General features: G+C 39.2%; 13 protein-coding genes. 5 read left to right on the top strand and 8 right to left on the bottom strand.

The features are described from left to right. Positions 1 to 89: 89 nt before the first annotated feature. The gene (locus L1283_RS01200; RefSeq protein WP_158638963.1) at positions 90 to 1,079 is read right to left on the bottom strand and encodes a preprotein translocase subunit SecD; all 990 of its coding nucleotides are present in this window, start codon (positions 1,077 to 1,079) and stop codon (positions 90 to 92) included. A 529-nt stretch (positions 1,080 to 1,608) separates the two neighbouring features. Between L1283_RS01200 and L1283_RS01205 the strand changes: the two genes are divergently transcribed. The 3 genes from L1283_RS01205 (at position 1,609) to L1283_RS01215 (ending at position 3,632) form a co-directional block, all read left to right on the top strand. Further along, a complete protein-coding gene (locus L1283_RS01205; RefSeq protein WP_158638964.1) occupies positions 1,609 to 1,929 on the top strand; it encodes a hypothetical protein in 321 nt (106 codons plus the stop codon). Positions 1,930 to 2,226: 297 nt separating this feature from the next. Beyond that, complete coding sequence (locus L1283_RS01210) at positions 2,227 to 2,793, top strand: RNA polymerase sigma factor (RefSeq protein WP_075993773.1); 567 nt, start codon at positions 2,227 to 2,229, stop codon at positions 2,791 to 2,793. 2 nt (positions 2,794 to 2,795) lie between these two features. After that, positions 2,796 to 3,632, top strand: a complete 837-nt coding sequence (locus L1283_RS01215) for an anti-sigma factor (RefSeq protein ID WP_075993772.1) — start codon at positions 2,796 to 2,798, stop codon at positions 3,630 to 3,632. Between the two features lie 69 nt (positions 3,633 to 3,701). Here L1283_RS01215 and L1283_RS01220 read toward each other — a convergent pair whose 3' ends face one another. Both L1283_RS01220 and L1283_RS01225 read right to left on the bottom strand, forming a co-directional pair. Then, positions 3,702 to 4,535, bottom strand: a complete 834-nt coding sequence (locus L1283_RS01220) for a ferritin-like domain-containing protein (RefSeq protein WP_075993771.1) — start codon at positions 4,533 to 4,535, stop codon at positions 3,702 to 3,704. Positions 4,536 to 4,556: 21 nt separating this feature from the next. After that, positions 4,557 to 5,279, bottom strand: coding sequence for a ferritin-like domain-containing protein (locus L1283_RS01225; protein ID WP_075993770.1), 723 nt, complete (start codon positions 5,277 to 5,279; stop codon positions 4,557 to 4,559). 599 nt (positions 5,280 to 5,878) lie between these two features. Between L1283_RS01225 and L1283_RS01230 the strand changes: the two genes are divergently transcribed. Next, complete coding sequence (locus tag L1283_RS01230) at positions 5,879 to 8,692, top strand: PAS domain S-box protein (RefSeq protein WP_145330476.1); 2,814 nt, start codon at positions 5,879 to 5,881, stop codon at positions 8,690 to 8,692. 206 nt (positions 8,693 to 8,898) lie between these two features. On the opposite strand, the gene L1283_RS01235 is transcribed toward L1283_RS01230, so the two are convergent. Then, complete coding sequence (locus L1283_RS01235; RefSeq protein WP_075993766.1) at positions 8,899 to 9,786, bottom strand: NmrA family NAD(P)-binding protein; 888 nt, start codon at positions 9,784 to 9,786, stop codon at positions 8,899 to 8,901. Positions 9,787 to 9,889: 103 nt separating this feature from the next. On the opposite strand from L1283_RS01235, the gene L1283_RS01240 reads away from it, so the two are divergent. Further along, on the top strand, positions 9,890 to 10,237 hold the full coding sequence (locus L1283_RS01240; protein ID WP_145330478.1) for a winged helix-turn-helix transcriptional regulator: 348 nt from the start codon (positions 9,890 to 9,892) through the stop codon (positions 10,235 to 10,237). A gap of 353 nt (positions 10,238 to 10,590) precedes the next feature. On the opposite strand, the gene L1283_RS01245 is transcribed toward L1283_RS01240, so the two are convergent. The 4 genes from L1283_RS01245 to L1283_RS01260 all read right to left on the bottom strand — a co-directional run bounded on the left by L1283_RS01245 (position 10,591) and on the right by L1283_RS01260 (position 16,427). After that, entirely contained in the window at positions 10,591 to 12,948 is a 2,358-nt protein-coding gene (locus L1283_RS01245) for an outer membrane beta-barrel family protein (RefSeq protein WP_286735423.1), read from the bottom strand. 73 nt (positions 12,949 to 13,021) lie between these two features. After that, positions 13,022 to 14,377: a PepSY-associated TM helix domain-containing protein gene (locus L1283_RS01250; RefSeq protein WP_333889041.1), complete on the bottom strand. Its 1,356-nt coding sequence runs from the start codon at positions 14,375 to 14,377 to the stop codon at positions 13,022 to 13,024. A 7-nt stretch (positions 14,378 to 14,384) separates the two neighbouring features. After that, a complete protein-coding gene (locus L1283_RS01255) occupies positions 14,385 to 15,083 on the bottom strand; it encodes a DUF4198 domain-containing protein (protein ID WP_286735425.1) in 699 nt (232 codons plus the stop codon). 120 nt (positions 15,084 to 15,203) lie between these two features. Beyond that, on the bottom strand, positions 15,204 to 16,427 hold the full coding sequence (locus L1283_RS01260; RefSeq protein ID WP_333889040.1) for a DUF4374 domain-containing protein: 1,224 nt from the start codon (positions 16,425 to 16,427) through the stop codon (positions 15,204 to 15,206). Between the last annotated feature and the right edge of the window lie 21 nt (positions 16,428 to 16,448).

Below are 16,448 nucleotides of genomic sequence, written 5' to 3' on the forward strand. Positions count from 1 at the left end.
CGCTAGTATTAATTGCCGTTTATACCACTGTTTGTTACGCTTAATAGTGCTAAAATCCTATTTGGATCATTGCTGTGGCTTTTGGGCAATTATTGCTGTGATCCATTTTCATAATGATATGATTTTTCAGGTTCGTCACAGCTCGTAAAGAATAAGCTGGTTTTAGCTAGTTTTGATTTATCGAATCTTTCATCTTGCAGAAAGGACAGACCCTGCCGGATGTACTTATTTAAATACCGATCGTCTTGCTCAGGATTTCCTGCAAAAAAAGCTTCATTGTCTGATGCAAACTTGCTGATATATCTTTTGGTGACAGGATCTAAAATGTACTGTTCGAGGTCAGGGTAAAATATTGTGTAATGTGCATTGCTAAATATTTCCGTGGGGTCGATATAGTTTGTCTGATCATAATCCTTCTTCATGGTCAATATTTCGTTCCAATGCTCTTGATTTGAACCGTCTTGATTTTCTCTTAAAAAACCTCTTTCACCACCATAATTGGAGAGCCTGATGGCTAATTTATTACCTTCAGCCAAATATAGGTAAGCGCTGAAATTTTGACGTGCACGTTGGGGCTTGTTATAAGCAGCTATAAAATCATTGAATTTTCCTTCATTGGTATACTGAAAGACTTGATAAGTGCTATCATCTTCCATATACTGACTTTGTACAATAAATTTAAGCGATTGAACTGGTTTGGATTCCTGATGAACAAAAGGGGGGCTGAAACAGTTTGCCTTGTCATTGAAAACCCGATGTGTACTGTCATTATCAAATTGTACATAGGTTTTCCCGCTTTCAAAACCTGCCAGATTGAAACAAGTACTGTCTTTGTAGTTAGCATTGTGACGCCCATACAGTTGAAATAAAGGGGCTTCATCCGGATAGAAAAGCAGGTAATCTTTTTCAAAAACATAGGACCCGAAAACAGATGTAGCATAACCATATAAGAGAAATTTGCCATCTTCAAAAAGACAAATTCCGCTATTACCACCATACTGTCCACTGATTGTCTTTGCCTTATCTTTTCCGCTTGGAAAATAGTGCGTGACTTGCTGTGCTTTACTATTTGTTACCATAAGGATAAGACTAATTAAGCCTAGAATTTTTTTAATGAATGACGTGCTTTTACTTTCTTTCCGCATATCTTTTGTTGTTTATCAAATTTAAACCATTGCAACACTGGTTCAATGGTGGTATTTACAATCCGTGCAGGCATTTTACGATTCGCCGAAACCTGTTGTTGTTTATCAAATTTAAACCATTGCAACACTGGTTCAATGGTGTTATTTACAATCCGTGCAGGGATTTTACGATTCGCCGAAACCTGCAAGGGGGCAAACTAACGCATATCCTTTCGCTTGGTAAATTAGTGGTTTTATCCGTCGTATTTTCAACCTACATTAACATTTTTTTCCACCTATTAGAACAAAATATACCCCCACTTAGACCGCTGGTTCGAATATCTTTGATTCTCGTCTGATGAACACTTCGCCTACTTTGAATGTTCATGGAAATTTATGACGATTTTATTATAGCCAATAAGATAAATAGATGTCAACACTAACCCGTATAAATGCATATGTGCATCTCAAAAAACATATTCGAATGAATGTAATTGCAGATCTTGATATGAGTATTTTCTATTTTAAGAAAAGACCTTTCATCGTGATGGATTTGTCAAATGAAAAGATATATTTCAATGATAGTGGATTAGAATGGTTGCGTTCAGAAAAACAAATAGAACAGCCCGTTCAATGGACCCGAAGTAAATATCTTCCCTCAAAAAATTGGGTGGGACTAGCTGTTAATAACGAAAGAGATGATTTGATTATCCAGCTAATTGATGAATTTTATCTGGCAACATGTGATATGCTGTTGATAAATCCAATTTCCAAGGGGAATTCTTCTTGTAAATTAAGCTATTAGATAAATTTTAGTAAATCTAACTGTGTATACCAGGTTAGCCGAAAATGAAAACTACAAGCTGATTATCTGGCCTAATTAAGTTAAATTGATCCCGTTCTAGTGGGACTACTAGTGGAATTAAATAACCAAAAACAGGAATTGAGCAATGTAAAACATTAGTAACAAATGCTATCCGCATAAATGCTATGGTATAGTAGGTATTTTAACCTGTTTTATAGGTACTTTAACTTATTTTATTTTAGTTGCTTTTTTTTCTGATTTTTAATATCCATCTTTAGATCATTATAAACGTGAAATTTGAGTCCATTACACAATCTTTCTGAAGAAACATTGATTCTTTTGTTGAAAAAGAAGAATCAGCAGGCTTTTAGTTATCTTTACGATCACTATGCCAATGCGCTCTTTGGTGTGGTTTGTCGTATAGTGGCTTCAACTGAGCATGCGGAAGAAGTCATACAAGACGTATTTGTCAAAATTTGGAGACACATCGATGTTTTCGATGCTGAAAAAGGCCGTCTTTATACCTGGATGATCAACATTGCCCGTAATACAGCCCTCGATCATCGAAAATCAAAAGCGATCGTAAACGAACAGAAAAACCAACCGCTTTCAAATATCGTAAATAGGGAGGAAGAACAAGATCAAAGTCAGGACGAACTACATACGAAAGCAGATTTTATTGGATTCAGAAATATTTTAGATAAATTGAAGCCTGAATGGCGTATCTTGATTGAGATGGCCTACTATGAAGGATATACACAACAAGAAATAGCTGAACAACTTGATGTCCCGCTGGGAACGGTAAAAACTCGTACCAGAGCGGCATTTATACAGTTACAACAATTACTAAAGGAGTATCGTTAATTTTGGATATTAGAGCATACATATCGTCGGGGATTATTGAATCGTACGTTTTGGGGCTGGCTTCTGAAGAGGAAGTGAGCATCTTGAATTGTATTCGAAAAAATAATGTCGAAGTGGAACAAGCCATCATCGAAGCAGAAATTGCACTCGAAGAGTTGGCTGATAGCCAAGCGATGGAGATGCCTATGCAGTTCAAACAAGAGATATGGAATAAACTCATAGCGGAAAATCTTGTGCCAAGCGAAGATCAGGAAGTCAACGAAGTACTCGCGCCCGCTTCGACAGGCGATAGCGAAGTAATTGCTATCGGTGCCGACAAGAAAACGCTCGGTGCTCGGTCTTATACGTGGACGGTTGCAGCGAGTCTATTGTTAGCTGTTAGTATTGGTGCTAATATTTTCTTATATCAACGCAAACAGGATACAGCAAATAAGTTAAATCAGACGACGTCCTTACTTGATGCTGAACAAGAAAAAGTAGCGACATTACAGAACAAATGGGCACTCGTTCAAAACCCAGCGATCAAAACAATCCCTCTTAAGGGCGTAGAAAGTAAACCCGATTACCGTGCCTTGGTATTTTGGGATCAGGCATCAAAGGCAGTTTATCTAAGCATTGAGCACATGCCAGTTGCACCTAAAGGAAAGCAATATCAGTTGTGGGCGATGGTTGACGGTAAACCTGTTAATGCAGGTGTTTTTCCATTGGATTCAAAAGGAGACACGGCAAGTAAGATGCTCGATATTCCCCAAGCTCAGGCTTTTGCCATTACACTGGAAGATGAAGGCGGAAAAGATGCGCCAACGCTCAGTGCATTATGTGTGATGGGGAGTATATAATATATAAAAAAATGCCCTGATGGGATAAACCGATCAGGACACGCTAAAACAGGTAAACTACGTCTTTTGTTAGGATTTTATAAATAAACCTGCAATATTAAGTACAGCTTCTGCAGTTAGAGGTTCGTCGAATGACTGGGTTGCCGCATTGGTCGAAATTTTCCCCGAGGCGCCTGGCAAAGTCGTAATATCCACTCCCGCTTGTGTCACATTATTTTCGCCTGCATATACCGGATCGACAACTGCTCCTATACCACTGTCATTGCCTCCCGTAATCCAAGGTTTTTGATTGGCGGCTCCACCTCCGCGGGCACGGCGCATTTGACGGATATGGGAGGCATGTCTTGCCTCAACCGAATGGATCTGCAGCGCAGCAGTCAGTACAACGCGATTGCCAAGTAAAATTCCCGCCTGGCCTTTATAAGCTCTTACACCAGTATCTTCAAATGCTTGTGCGACAGCTAAAAATGTATCATAGTCACTAAAAACATTGCCAAAAGTGCCACCAGCAGTAAAATCAAAGGTTGGTTTTGAAACAGCTTTACTTCCCAGTACCTGTTTAAGAAAATTCACATGTGCAACTTCATGGTCACGAATGGTGGTTATCGCACCAAGTGGTTTACCTGTGGGGATAAGACCTGCTTTGGCAACACCCATTGTATAATATTCTGCTTCGAGATATTCCAATGTCAAGGCATAGTTGAGTACTCCATTTACATCTGTGGGCGCAGTGGCACCGTAGGCTTTTTTAAAGAGTTCACCTATCATAAAGGGCAGGGCAGCCAAGGTTACTTTTTTACTCATGGAAGCCAAACTTTTGATTGCTTCACGGCGAGGGCTGATACGATCGCTGAATTCAGGATCTACAGCATTTATTTGTTCAAAAACGTTTAAGAGATTCATGATAATCAGATTTTGGGTGAATTAATAGGTTGGTAGGTCACTAACATCAATCTTGGACTTAATAAATGGTGCAGCGGCACTAAGCACCACGCTTGGACTCTTTGCGAGATCAAGACCATTTGAATCCACTACTTCTTGATTGGCAAAACTGCCGTTGTCGATCATATCCCTGACCCAAGCAGCATGTCGTGCTTCAACGGAAACAATCTTACCTGCCAATAGTAAATAATTGACATCTTTGATTAGCCAACCAGCACCATTGTAGGCCGAAACACCAAGGTCTTCAAATGTTTTTGCTGTTGCCAGTACTGTTTCACGGCTACTGAAATTGACGCCAGCTAGGTTAAATTCTAGACTTGAAATGGCTTTTGCACCCAAGGCCACTTTGAAAAACTCACGGTGTGCAATTTCATGATCACGGATATCGGTGAAAAAAGATTTTTCCATATCCGTCATACCGCTATAGGGATTATTGACTAACTGGATGTAGAATGCGGCTTCAAGTTGTTCAAGTGCATAGGCATAATTTAGGATAGCAATGTCGCCGCTGCCAAAATACATGCCCTTGCCGCCGTTATCCATACCATCGTCGTGGTCTTTTTTACAGCTCGACATACCGAGTATGGCTAATGTCGCTGCGCTGGCTCCTGCATATTTTAAAAAGTCTCTTCGTCTGAGATCTCTTTTGTCCATGTCACTATTGGAGTTCAATAGTGTTTCGTTGTGGGAGGTTATCTTTTCCATAACAAAAGTCTTTTAGTTTATAATTTTTTCTCTGTACTTATACCCATTTACGACTTTTGGGAAAGCTTGGATTTCACAAGTTCAATTTTTTTTAAAATATTTTTTTCGCATTGAAAAACTGATATAATCTTCTCCTTTATGGGCGCCAAAGACAGAACAATCCTAAAAGATTTCGATGATTTCTATTTTCAATCGACTCAGGTATATATTATTCGTTACATTTATTGCATGTTCGTTTCAGATGGCGTGTTATTAGGAAAGGATAACAGTTGGCTTTGGATAATTTTAAGCGCAAAAGGTAGGCGGGAGTGGAGTACTTATTGTTGGTAGACTTTTAATCTAATAGTTTGTTTTTTTATTTAAAACTATTTTAACGTAGTGGTGTTCATGTTTATATTTATCATGCTATTAGCGCTGGTTTTCGATGTTTTACTATAGAATCAGGAGTGTTAATACAAAATATATTTTAGTTGGGCGTGGGAATGATTAAATCAATTGTTGGAAGATTAGTGAAATATTATTTATACGCTAGAGCAAGCTAGATATTAGAACCTATAAAGATTTCGAAGATAAAACTAACAACGAATACAGGCTTTTGTATGAATGCTAAATTGTCGCCTACAAATGAATCGGATCGAATACGCGTGTTGCATGAGTACGAAATTTTAAATACTGCAACAGAGGAAGAATTCGATCGCATTACAAAAATTGCATCGCTTGTATGTGGTACACCTATTTCATTGATCTCGTTGGTGGATAAAGACAGGCAGTGGTTTAAGTCGCGCGTTGGTTTGGAGACTGAAGAAACCAGACGGGATGTATCTTTCTGCCAGTATACCCTGGAAGAAGATCAACTGATGGAAGTTGAAGATGCTGAAAAAGACGAACGTTTCAAATCCAATGAACTCGTTACCCGAGAACCAAATATCCGTTATTATGCTGGTTTACCATTAATCGATCCCAATGGCTATGCCTTAGGTGCGCTATGTGTTATCGATCGTGTTCCAAGGCAACTCGACCAGCATCAAAAAGAAATTCTAACCCTTCTCCGGGATGAAGTTGTCGCGCTTATTGTCAACAGAAAGGAGAAAGAAAAATACAAGGAAAGTGAACAAAAGCTGAAAGCATTTTTCGATAATTCTCAAGGGCTTATGTGTACCCATGATCTGAAAGGGAATTTCATCACCGTCAATGATGCTGGAGCCAGGATCTTAGGCTATACGAGAGATGAGATTCAGGTATTATCACTTTTTGATATTGTTCCATCGGAGGGGCACAAAAATTTACAAAACTACCTGGATGCGATTGTTCGGCATGGAACAATCAAAGGAGAAATGCGTACCATGACTCGTTCGGGTGACATGCGTATCTGGATGTTTAACAATATTCTCCAGGCCAGTGAGAACAAAATACCTTATGTGATTGGTAATGCAGTCGATATTACAGAAGAACATTTTCTAGAAAAGAAACTTAAGCATGCACAGGCCACATTGATACGGACCGGCAGGGTAGCTAGAATTGGCGGCTGGGAATATACACCTGCTGATGGGAAGATAGTATGGTCCGAAATTACGAGAGAGATTCATGAAGCACCAGAAGACTATGAACCAGATCTGACAACTGCATTACAGTTCTATAAAGAGGGATCAAGTAGAAAAAAAATACAGACTGCAATTGAACACGCACTCGCTACGGGAGAAGCTTGGGATTTGGAACTTGAGATTGTCACCTTCACCGGTCATGAACTATGGATACGTGCCTTGGGAAATGCCGATTTTGAAAATGGTCATTGTGTCCGTTTATACGGTACTTTTCAGGATATTGATAAGCGTAAACGTATCGAAGCAGAGTCTTCCAATTCAAAAAAATTACTTGCAGAAGTGTTGGAAGCAACCTCTGCTGTCGGTATTATTGCGACCGACAATGCTGGTGTAATTACATTGTTTAATACAGGGGCCGAAAACCTCTTGGGATACCGTAGTGAAGAAGTGATTGGTAAATTTGGTCTTGCACACTTTCATCTAGAAGAGGAACTTGTTTTGAGGGCGAAAGAACTGGAGGTCGAATTGGGACATTCAGTAGATAAACTTCGGCTCTTTGTAGATATGGCAGAGCTGCACGGTGCTGAGCAGCGCGAGTGGACCTATTGTCGAAAAGATGGATCTCAATTATATGTTTCCTTAGCAGTTACTCATATTAGGGATATTAACGACAATGTCATCGGTTATCTTGCGATTGCGACAGATATTAGTCGGATTATTCATCAACGCGAGGAGCTGGAAAAGGCAAAATTAGTAGCCGAGCAGGCAAATGCAGCAAAATCACAATTTTTGGCAAATATGAGCCACGAACTTCGTACACCGCTGAATGGCATTGTTGGCTTTACCGATCTATTGCTTGGAACAGCATTGGAGGATACGCAACGGGAATACCTTACGATCGTTGATCAATCCGCTAATTTATTGCTTGGGATCGTAAACGACATTCTAGACTTCTCTAAAATTGAAGCCGGAAAGTTAGAACTGGAAATTGAACAGACCGATCTCCACGACCTGGTTATTCAGTTGACGAACTTTCTTAATCTGCAGATCAAAACCAAAAATCTAGCGTTTTATCTGAATATCGCGGCCGATGTACCACATTACATCTGGGTTGACGCTCTTCGCATCAAGCAAGTATTGATGAATTTATTAAGTAATGCCACAAAATTTACCGAGAAAGGAACCATTGAACTAAGCATTACAGTAGAATCACATGATGCTGACCAGGCTGTTCTGTGCTTTAGTGTCAAAGATACAGGTATAGGGATCAAAGCGGATAAATTGGAGCGGATATTTGATGCGTTTACGCAAGAAGATAACTCGATGACTAAACGTTATGGCGGAACTGGATTAGGATTGACTATATCCAATAAACTGCTTAAAATGATGGATAGTGAATTGAAATTGGAAAGCACTTTTGGTGCTGGCAGCCGTTTCTTTTTCAATATTCAGGTGCGTTCTATCTGGGAAATAAATGAGTGGGAGGAATTGAAAAAAATAAAGAATGTACTCGTTGTTGCCGAGGAAGAATCTGAACGAAATGCTTTGGCTCGGATGTTATCCTTAAAGAATATTGATTGCGTACAGGCAAAAACTGGATTTGAAGTATTACAGATGTTAAAAGGGGGGCGCTGTTTTGACGCTATCTTGATCGACAATCAACTGCCTATTATCAGTGGTATCGAAACAATAAAGAATATTCGCGAAAAAAAATTTAATAACAATTTTGAGCAGAACATCATTCCCATTTTTAGTGCTGAAGAGCAAGACATAGAACCGCTTTGTCATTCTCTGGCTATAAGTTATTGGTTAATCAAACCTGTTAAGCCTGAAGACCTGTATTCTGTTTTAATAAAGAGTATTTCCGTTTAACTTTAGGCACATGGATAATTTTAATCGTATGATACGAAGGAAGTTCAAGCTTTTCATAGCCTATTCAGAGAGCTGCGCAGGATGTTTAGTTCAATAGATTTAATAGCGATGAGTCCGATTGATTATCGTGCTCATCTCTATTAAATTTAATAAAAAAGGGCCGATCTTATTAGTTATTACAACTTAAAATACCCTTTTTTATTGATCTATAGTTTTTGGAATCGTTTAGCAAAATCAATGGCAAAATGATTTAATTGGATCTTACCATAGATAGGCTGACCCTGAATTTCAAAATCTTGTTGTAATTTTCCTGCACGGATTGCCTGCCCCATCTCTACATAGAGTGATGCAATTTCTGTTGGAAGTCCCGCCTTTAACATACCGTCCAAAGCTTGTTCGTCGGTAAATTCAATCCATGGCAGGTTTGGATTACCAATAGCATCTCCCAATGTGTGGGCAATTTCTGCTCCTGAAACATAATCGCTAACAATATAACGCACGTGATGTCCAACTTCTGAATTTTGGAGCGCATCGGCTGCGGCAGTAGCAATATCTAAAGGATCAACCAATGGAATTTTTAGCTCTGCAGGGAAGTTTGATCCTTCAATACCTGCGTTTTTGATTAATGGAATATCGTTATAAAAATTCGTGTAGAAATATCCGGCACGCAAAAAGGTGATATGAACATCGCGTAGTGTTTTGTATATCTCTTCAATTTGGTGCAAACCGCGAATTGGTCCTGTTCCAGCATCAAAATCAGCACCAACGCTGCTTAACATCACTATTTTTTTTAAGCCAGCCGACTTTATGGCTGTCGCGTAGGCTTTTCCTGCATTTGCGGTATTCTCAACAATATGTTGGCCACCTAAATTGGGAGGAGTCATCAGAAAAGCAGCATCTGCACCTGAAAAACTCGCGGTTAAAAAAGGACCATCTAAGATAGAACCAATAAGCGCTTTAGCGCCCAAATGTTCAATTTCGCTCGCTCTTTCAGGAGAACTGCTGATTACACTTACCTCATGACCTTGTTTGATAAGAATATCGACTAAATGTCTGCCTATATTTCCTAAAGAACCTGTTATTGTAATTTTCATCGTTTAATTTTTTATATGTGATAATACAAAAGTACATTTGTACTTTCTTTTAAGGAAGTACTTACCCTATAGTAAGTGTACTGAACGCAAAAACAAGACAATCATGACAGCAATTAAGGAGACATCGACGATTCAGGAAAACAAAAAAATTGCAGCGGAATTATGCCCTGTAACTTTCACAATGGATAAGATCGGCGGATATTGGAAACCAATTATTATTTATCATCTGTCTACGGATTGTAAGAGATATAGTGAACTTAAAAAATGTATCCCTGCAATTACAGAAAAAATGCTTATTCAGAGTTTAAAACAATTGGAAGCGGATGGATTGATCTTAAGGGAGGCAAGACCTGTTGTCCCACCTTTTGTGATCTACCGATTAAGTCCGGCAGGGGTAGGTTTATTTCCTGTTATTCAGGCAATGGCCAATTGGGCACTTGAAAATCAATAATCATTTACCGTTTTCCTATCGCTATTAAAGATAAGATGGTTTGACCAATGCAGGTGCTTTTCGCCAGGATATGGGTTTAATCTAATGTGATTTTTGTCATGTGTTTCCATTTCTCAGGTTTTATTATTTCCCTGTTTGGAAAATACGACCTATGTTGGAGGCAATGTTGAATACTGACTAATGTGTCAATTTTTTAATAGCCCCTATAAGCTAATTTTTAGAAACAAAAAACGCTTGAATCGGGGAAATTCAAGCGTTTTAACTAACCAATTATAAACCTAAATTATGAATCTATAGTATTACATTTTTTATGCCAGTTCAGTTAATATGACAAAATTGCAGTCCCACCTTGTTTAGTCTCCAAATCGGTAGCTCAGTGACAATAAGACTTTCCTGTTGTCCGGAAAGTCAGTATAAAATACCTTAAGATCTCCATATTCACTAACCAACTGCGGGTTCGCATTTCTGAGCAGGCCATTTGCGGTCAGTTTTATCATGCCGCGATCTCCAAACATTTTTTTCTCCGCGGCGACATCTATACCATACCTTTTATCCGTTCGGGAAGGTCCAGTAGTAATTCCCGATCGATAATAAAATGCAATTTCGCTGCGAAATCCATATTTAAATTGTAGCGTATGCCGGCTGTTCGCTGTCCAGCTTGAGCCTTTAGAATCTAGGTTTACATTTCCAATTTCTCCGGAATAGTTGTTGTAAAATGCATTTACATAGTGGCTTGCTGTCCACCATGTTCGTAACGTTTGGTTATACATTACACTTGCGCTATAGTTCATATAGCGCCCGATGTTCTCTGGTTTCGACAAGTTTTCACCAACTTTATCGCCTTGGCGGATAATCCAGTTGATCATGTCACGTCCGTATGAAATACCTAATGTGGTGAACAATTTGTTCCTATAGCCATGACCGATTTCCGTAATATAACTTTTTTCGGGTTTCAAGTCAGGATTTCCCTCATTGTAGCTATAGGCATCTTCGTAAATTCGAAATACGTTGATGTCATGATCACCCGGTCTTTCGATACGGCTGCTAAAGGATGTTCTCAACGTATTTTTCTCATTTAGATGATATAACAATGATCCACTTGGAAACAGATCAAAATAGCGCTGGTCATTTTTTTTGTTCAACGTGACCTGATTGGCGTTTATAAATGTATATTCTCCCCGCAGGCCAGCCTGATATTCTATTCGTTTGTATTTGCCAGAGTAGATGGCATACAACGCTTCGATATGCTGCGTGTATTGAAAGCGGTTTGAGGTTGCATTGTCCTGTATCCATTTGCCGTTATCCAGTAGTGTATTTATGACATCGTTGTTGATAAAGAAATACGTTCCTTTCCAGCCGAGCTCAATTTTGCTTGAATCTGTTAACGGTTTACTGTAGTCAAGCCTTCCGGAATAGGTCGTATTGCTCAGATCCTGAACATTGGTTCTCCCTGTTGAAGATTTCGTGTTTGTTTGCAAATTAAACTGATCGGTTTCAAACCGGTTATTATAGTCGTTTCCGTGTGGAGCAAAGTCAAAGTTGAATTTTAAAAAGTGATCTTCTCCTTCGTATTTATTAATATAATTGATATTAAATGTCCAGTTTTTAAACGACTCGTCAAAACGGTTGTTACTGATTGCATGCGCTGTCTGAATATTGGCTGGATAATCCCAGGTATCCATCTCGATAGATGCATAGGGTTTATAATTGCCCGTCATCCAATGTACACTTCCATCCAAAATTCCGCCGTCCGAAAATTCATATTTTGCCCCAGCACGAACACTATGAAAACTGGCATCATCTAATTTCTTACGTTCGTGTTGTCTCTGAAAAGAGGTTAAATTACCCTGGTTAAAAAAACTTCTTTCTGTAAGATTATGACTATTACTCCGATCATAGCTCTTATTTCCCTGCAAGTACATATCTAGCCCATTCATCTTGTAGTGTAATCCACCGCCCAAACCACCATAAAATTGTCGGCCCTGTCCAGCTCGGATAAAGGCATCGCCCCCAAAGCCGGCCTTTGCATTTCGCTTGGTCACAATATTAATTATGCCGGCAGTTCCCGCGGCATCTTCACGTGCCGAAGGATTACTGATCAGTTCCAATTTCGATACTTCGGATGCTTGCAGTCCGCGTAAAATACTGGCAAGCTGTTCACCGGAAACATACATATCACGGCCATTAATGCGTACGTTAGCACCTGCGCGACCCTGAATTGAAAAATTTCCTTTCCCATCCGAAACAAGACCCGGTGTTTTCTCCAATAATTCGAGGACATTGTTGCCTTCAGCTAATACACTTCCTTCGACATCAACTACCATTTTATCGGCATACTGACGTACACTAGCTTGCTTTCCAATAACATGTACGGTTTCCATCCGATGTTCAACTGGTTGTAAAAAAATGGGGGGCGCTGTGTGTTCGGTTCCAGCTAACTGGTATGCTCGACTATGTACTGTTGTGTAGCCGATTGAACTATAGCGTATAAGATAATTTCCATTTTTAGGCGTATGCAGTAGAAATGAGCCATCCTTAGCTGCATCTGCCTGCATGATCAGGGAAGAATCAGCCAAGTGTAAAAGACTGGCTGTGGCACCTTTGATGGGATGCCCGTCTTTGTCAAATATTTTTCCAGATAACTTTGTTTGCGCGACAAGTCCAGTGGCAGCGCCTGAAAGTAATATAGATAATAAAGTAGATTTCGTCATAATAATCGTGTCCCTTGTCCTCTTCGAGAAAGAACCGGTTTAAGCATAAATTAAATAGTAGTGATTCGAAAACCTAAAGGTTTGTGGATTTTGGACGGAAACGAATCGGTGGTTTTCGTATTGTTGTTTGTATGTTCGTATTTGATACGTTCATTTCTTCCCCGCTATGCAATTCCCTGCCCAATTTATTGCGGCCTTTTTTCTTTCCCCATTTGCGATTGTACCATATAATGAAGCCTGTAATAGGAAGTGTACCTGCAATAAAGGTGAGTACAAATGCCAGCACTTTTGTCGGGAATCCCCAAATTGACCCTACATGAATATCGTAATTGAGTCTTCTGAATTTTTCACCTGCACTTAATTCTTCAAAATCCTTGTTGAACAAGGAAATGTTATTGGGTAGAAATGCCCCGGTATACTGATCGAATGAATAATAGCGATTGTTATACTGTCGATCCATGTCATTGCGAATATAGACCGAAATCGTAGCATCCTTTTTTTCCTTGTCTGGATAGGTGATTGTCAAGTAGTGTGGATCTTTATATTGGGTTAAAATCGTCTCAATCTCGCGATCAAAAGCTGTCGAAAAAAGGGTTATTTGACCAATTTTTGTTGAATCGGATTGAACAGAAGTTCTTTCGGCTAGTGGCGTTCCCCAGTTTGTGGACCAATACAAGGCTCTGTTAAACCACTCGATACCATAATACATTCCAGTTATGGCCAATAATAGAATCAAAATAAAAGAATAAAAGCCAACCACATTATGCAGATCCAAATTAATTCTTTTCCAACCAGCTTTCCATTTGATCCGAAAGCTTTTTTCCCGAGTTGATTTTGTCCATTTTTTGGGATACCACCAGATCAATCCTGTGATTAAAGTAATACTAAAGACCAAGGTCGCATAGTTTACAATGGGGCGTCCAATTTCTCTGGGAAGCCATAGAAAACGGTGTCCACTCAGTGTCCATGCAAAAAAGCCATTCAATTTTTCTCTTAACTGTGCTTCTTTGGAATTGTCTTCTGTTTGCAAACCTAGATATTTGCCTGTATATGGGTGTAATAGATGCACCTGTGCGTTTGCTTTTGAATTAGCTTCTCTGCCTTTGCTCTCTTGCTCCTTTTTTTTGAGGGTAAAGGAAATGGGGTGATCCCGGGTATAGGTAATGCCCCTTACTACAGCATTAGGATAGAGTGAGTCTGCTATTCCGACGATCCTTGAGGGCGAAATCAAGGACTGGCTGGAAGCAAGGATATATTGCCTTTCTTTTTTCGGGATAACAAGATCGATAATCTCATGGTTAAAAACCCAAAGGCAGGCCATCAGGCAGATCACAAATACAATACTACCTGAAATTAATCCCAGCCAAAGGTGCAACCAATTATTGATCTGCCTGAACAGCGAATTATTTTTCTTCTTTCTTACAGCCATGTCCACATTAGTTTACGGCAAAACTCATAGAGCTTGCGCGGCTATACTCTTCAAAGTCTTGTCCTGTAACTTTTTCCCTTTTCGATACTTCCGCAAAGTATTTACCAGTCCATTCTGGCGTGAATTTGATTATACCCTGGTCATTTGTCTGCAGCCATTTAATCCATCCGCTGGGTGCAATGATCTGAACAGCTGTATTTGCTGCAGGTTTACCTTTTTCGAATAAAGTCAACGACAGCTCTTTTTTATTTTTGGAAACTATATTGTTCGTAAAGACAAACAATTCATTTTCGATATGGGTTGCTGTATTTCCAATAGTGGAATTTCCGACTTGGATTGTCGCTATCGCATTGATCTGATACTGTGTTTTGGCTCCTTCTTTGCGATCTGTATCTTTTTTTAGGGTAATGTGGTATACGCCCTCTTGGTCAGGGGTGAATGAGGCCAATAAGTGATCTTCTTGAGCAGTTGTTATCAAGGCGGCTGTGCTTCCATCAGGTTTGATCAATGTCAACGTAATCTGCGTACCATCTTTATACCACCACCATTTTGAGATAAGTTCATGTTCATCGGGTTCACCATAAACGATTTTTACCGTATGGAGCTTTCCTTTGGTTCCTTTCAGCGAAGTTTCAATAAAGACAGCATGTGCCGAAGCTGACAGCACAATAAAAAATGTGAAGAGGTTAATGAGTATTGTTTTCATTTGATTTAAACTAGGAGTTATGTTTTAGAAATACCTAGATTCGATTTTACACGTTTCATCATCGAGTACTCGAGTTTTGAAGGTGTCATCGACTAGGTATTTCCTAAACTTAGTGGCGTTTTATTTAAGCTTGTTCAAGTGATAAACCTGTGTAATTCCTGGATCGATCTCGGCACCGCGTTTTACCGAATTTTTTGCTGGATCGTATTCATACACATACCATTTAGACTCATCTGTCTTGAATACATCGTACAATTTTCCATTTTCCATAAAGTTCATCGTTGTTTTAGATTCTCCACCACCAACTAAAATCCGAAGATCTGCAACAATCTTCTTATTTGCCGGATCGACCACAAATGGACTGATGTAAACCTTGCCATCGCCTAGTTTTTGAACTTGTGAAATGTTGTTGCTGAAAACGTTATAGTCTTTCAAGTCGAAGAAATAATCTGGATCGAACGTAGTCTGGCCTGCCTTGATACGCAGTAAACCATAGGTAGCAGCATCCGTCTTTTTGGTTACGATATATAGATCATTGTTATCATCTGTAAAAGTAAGTGTCTGTACTTCCCAGTGTCCCGCAGCAAAGCCTCCTCTGCCATCTTTTATAATTTTCCCATTCGCTAAACTCGGATAATCACACACATACATGTAGGCCGTGTCTATGATATCTTTACGAGTTTCATTGCTTCTGTATTTGTGTCCGACAAATAATTTGTCGCCTCTTTGTGTGAAGCTCGTCGGTACGATATATGGATTATGATCTTTTCCTTCCGGAGTTTTGGGATTAAAAGTGATCATTGGAATTTCTATACCAATTGTTTTATTGATTGTCATATTGTTGATGTTCATAAAATAAATCGGTTGTTCCAGTACATTTTTCACTTTATTGGTCGTACCAGCTGTTTTAGTCATGACCATTTCATCTTTTGTGCTAATATCTTTTAGTACTTTTCCCAGATAGAAATTTCCAGGGAAAGCGTAATTGTTCGTTTCTTTCCAAGATTTACTATTGACTACTTCAAATTGACTAAATCTTGTTCCATCATTTGACAGGTAATATTTACCTTCATAGGCATAAGCGTAAATGGCATAGAATGCTGCTGGTAGGTGAGAGGTAATATCGATTCCTTGATTGTTGTTCGGAGTGAGCAGGGTATCTTTCATTAAATTATTTGCGGTAAGCAGGTAAGATGAACCCGCTGCGGTCGTCACCCATACACTATATAAGCTATTTGAAGTCGGTGTAGTTTCATCAGGTGAAGTGGTGTCAGGTGATTTCTTGCAGGAAGAAAATAACACAGTCGCAGCAAATATTGCGATGGCGAATTTATTGATTTTCATAAAAATATATATTTATTTGTT

The organism is Sphingobacterium sp. HSC-15S19, from assembly GCF_050433745.1.
Lineage (GTDB): Bacteria > Bacteroidota > Bacteroidia > Sphingobacteriales > Sphingobacteriaceae > Sphingobacterium > Sphingobacterium siyangense.

Bases quoted from the DNA above. Each gene is read 5' to 3' on its own strand.
- L1283_RS01200 (WP_158638963.1), bottom strand. From the start codon at position 1,079: ATGGTAACAAATAGTAAAGCACAGCAAGTCACGCACTATTTTCCAAGC.
- L1283_RS01205 (WP_158638964.1), top strand. From the start codon at position 1,609: ATGAATGTAATTGCAGATCTTGATATGAGTATTTTCTATTTTAAGAAA.
- L1283_RS01220 (WP_075993771.1), bottom strand. From the start codon at position 4,535: ATGAATCTCTTAAACGTTTTTGAACAAATAAATGCTGTAGATCCTGAA.
- L1283_RS01225 (WP_075993770.1), bottom strand. From the start codon at position 5,279: ATGGAAAAGATAACCTCCCACAACGAAACACTATTGAACTCCAATAGT.
- L1283_RS01230 (WP_145330476.1), top strand. From the start codon at position 5,879: ATGAATGCTAAATTGTCGCCTACAAATGAATCGGATCGAATACGCGTG.
- L1283_RS01235 (WP_075993766.1), bottom strand. From the start codon at position 9,786: ATGAAAATTACAATAACAGGTTCTTTAGGAAATATAGGCAGACATTTA.
- L1283_RS01240 (WP_145330478.1), top strand. From the start codon at position 9,890: ATGACAGCAATTAAGGAGACATCGACGATTCAGGAAAACAAAAAAATT.
- L1283_RS01245 (WP_286735423.1), bottom strand. From the start codon at position 12,948: ATGACGAAATCTACTTTATTATCTATATTACTTTCAGGCGCTGCCACT.
- L1283_RS01250 (WP_333889041.1), bottom strand. From the start codon at position 14,377: ATGGCTGTAAGAAAGAAGAAAAATAATTCGCTGTTCAGGCAGATCAAT.
- L1283_RS01255 (WP_286735425.1), bottom strand. From the start codon at position 15,083: ATGAAAACAATACTCATTAACCTCTTCACATTTTTTATTGTGCTGTCA.
- L1283_RS01260 (WP_333889040.1), bottom strand. From the start codon at position 16,427: ATGAAAATCAATAAATTCGCCATCGCAATATTTGCTGCGACTGTGTTA.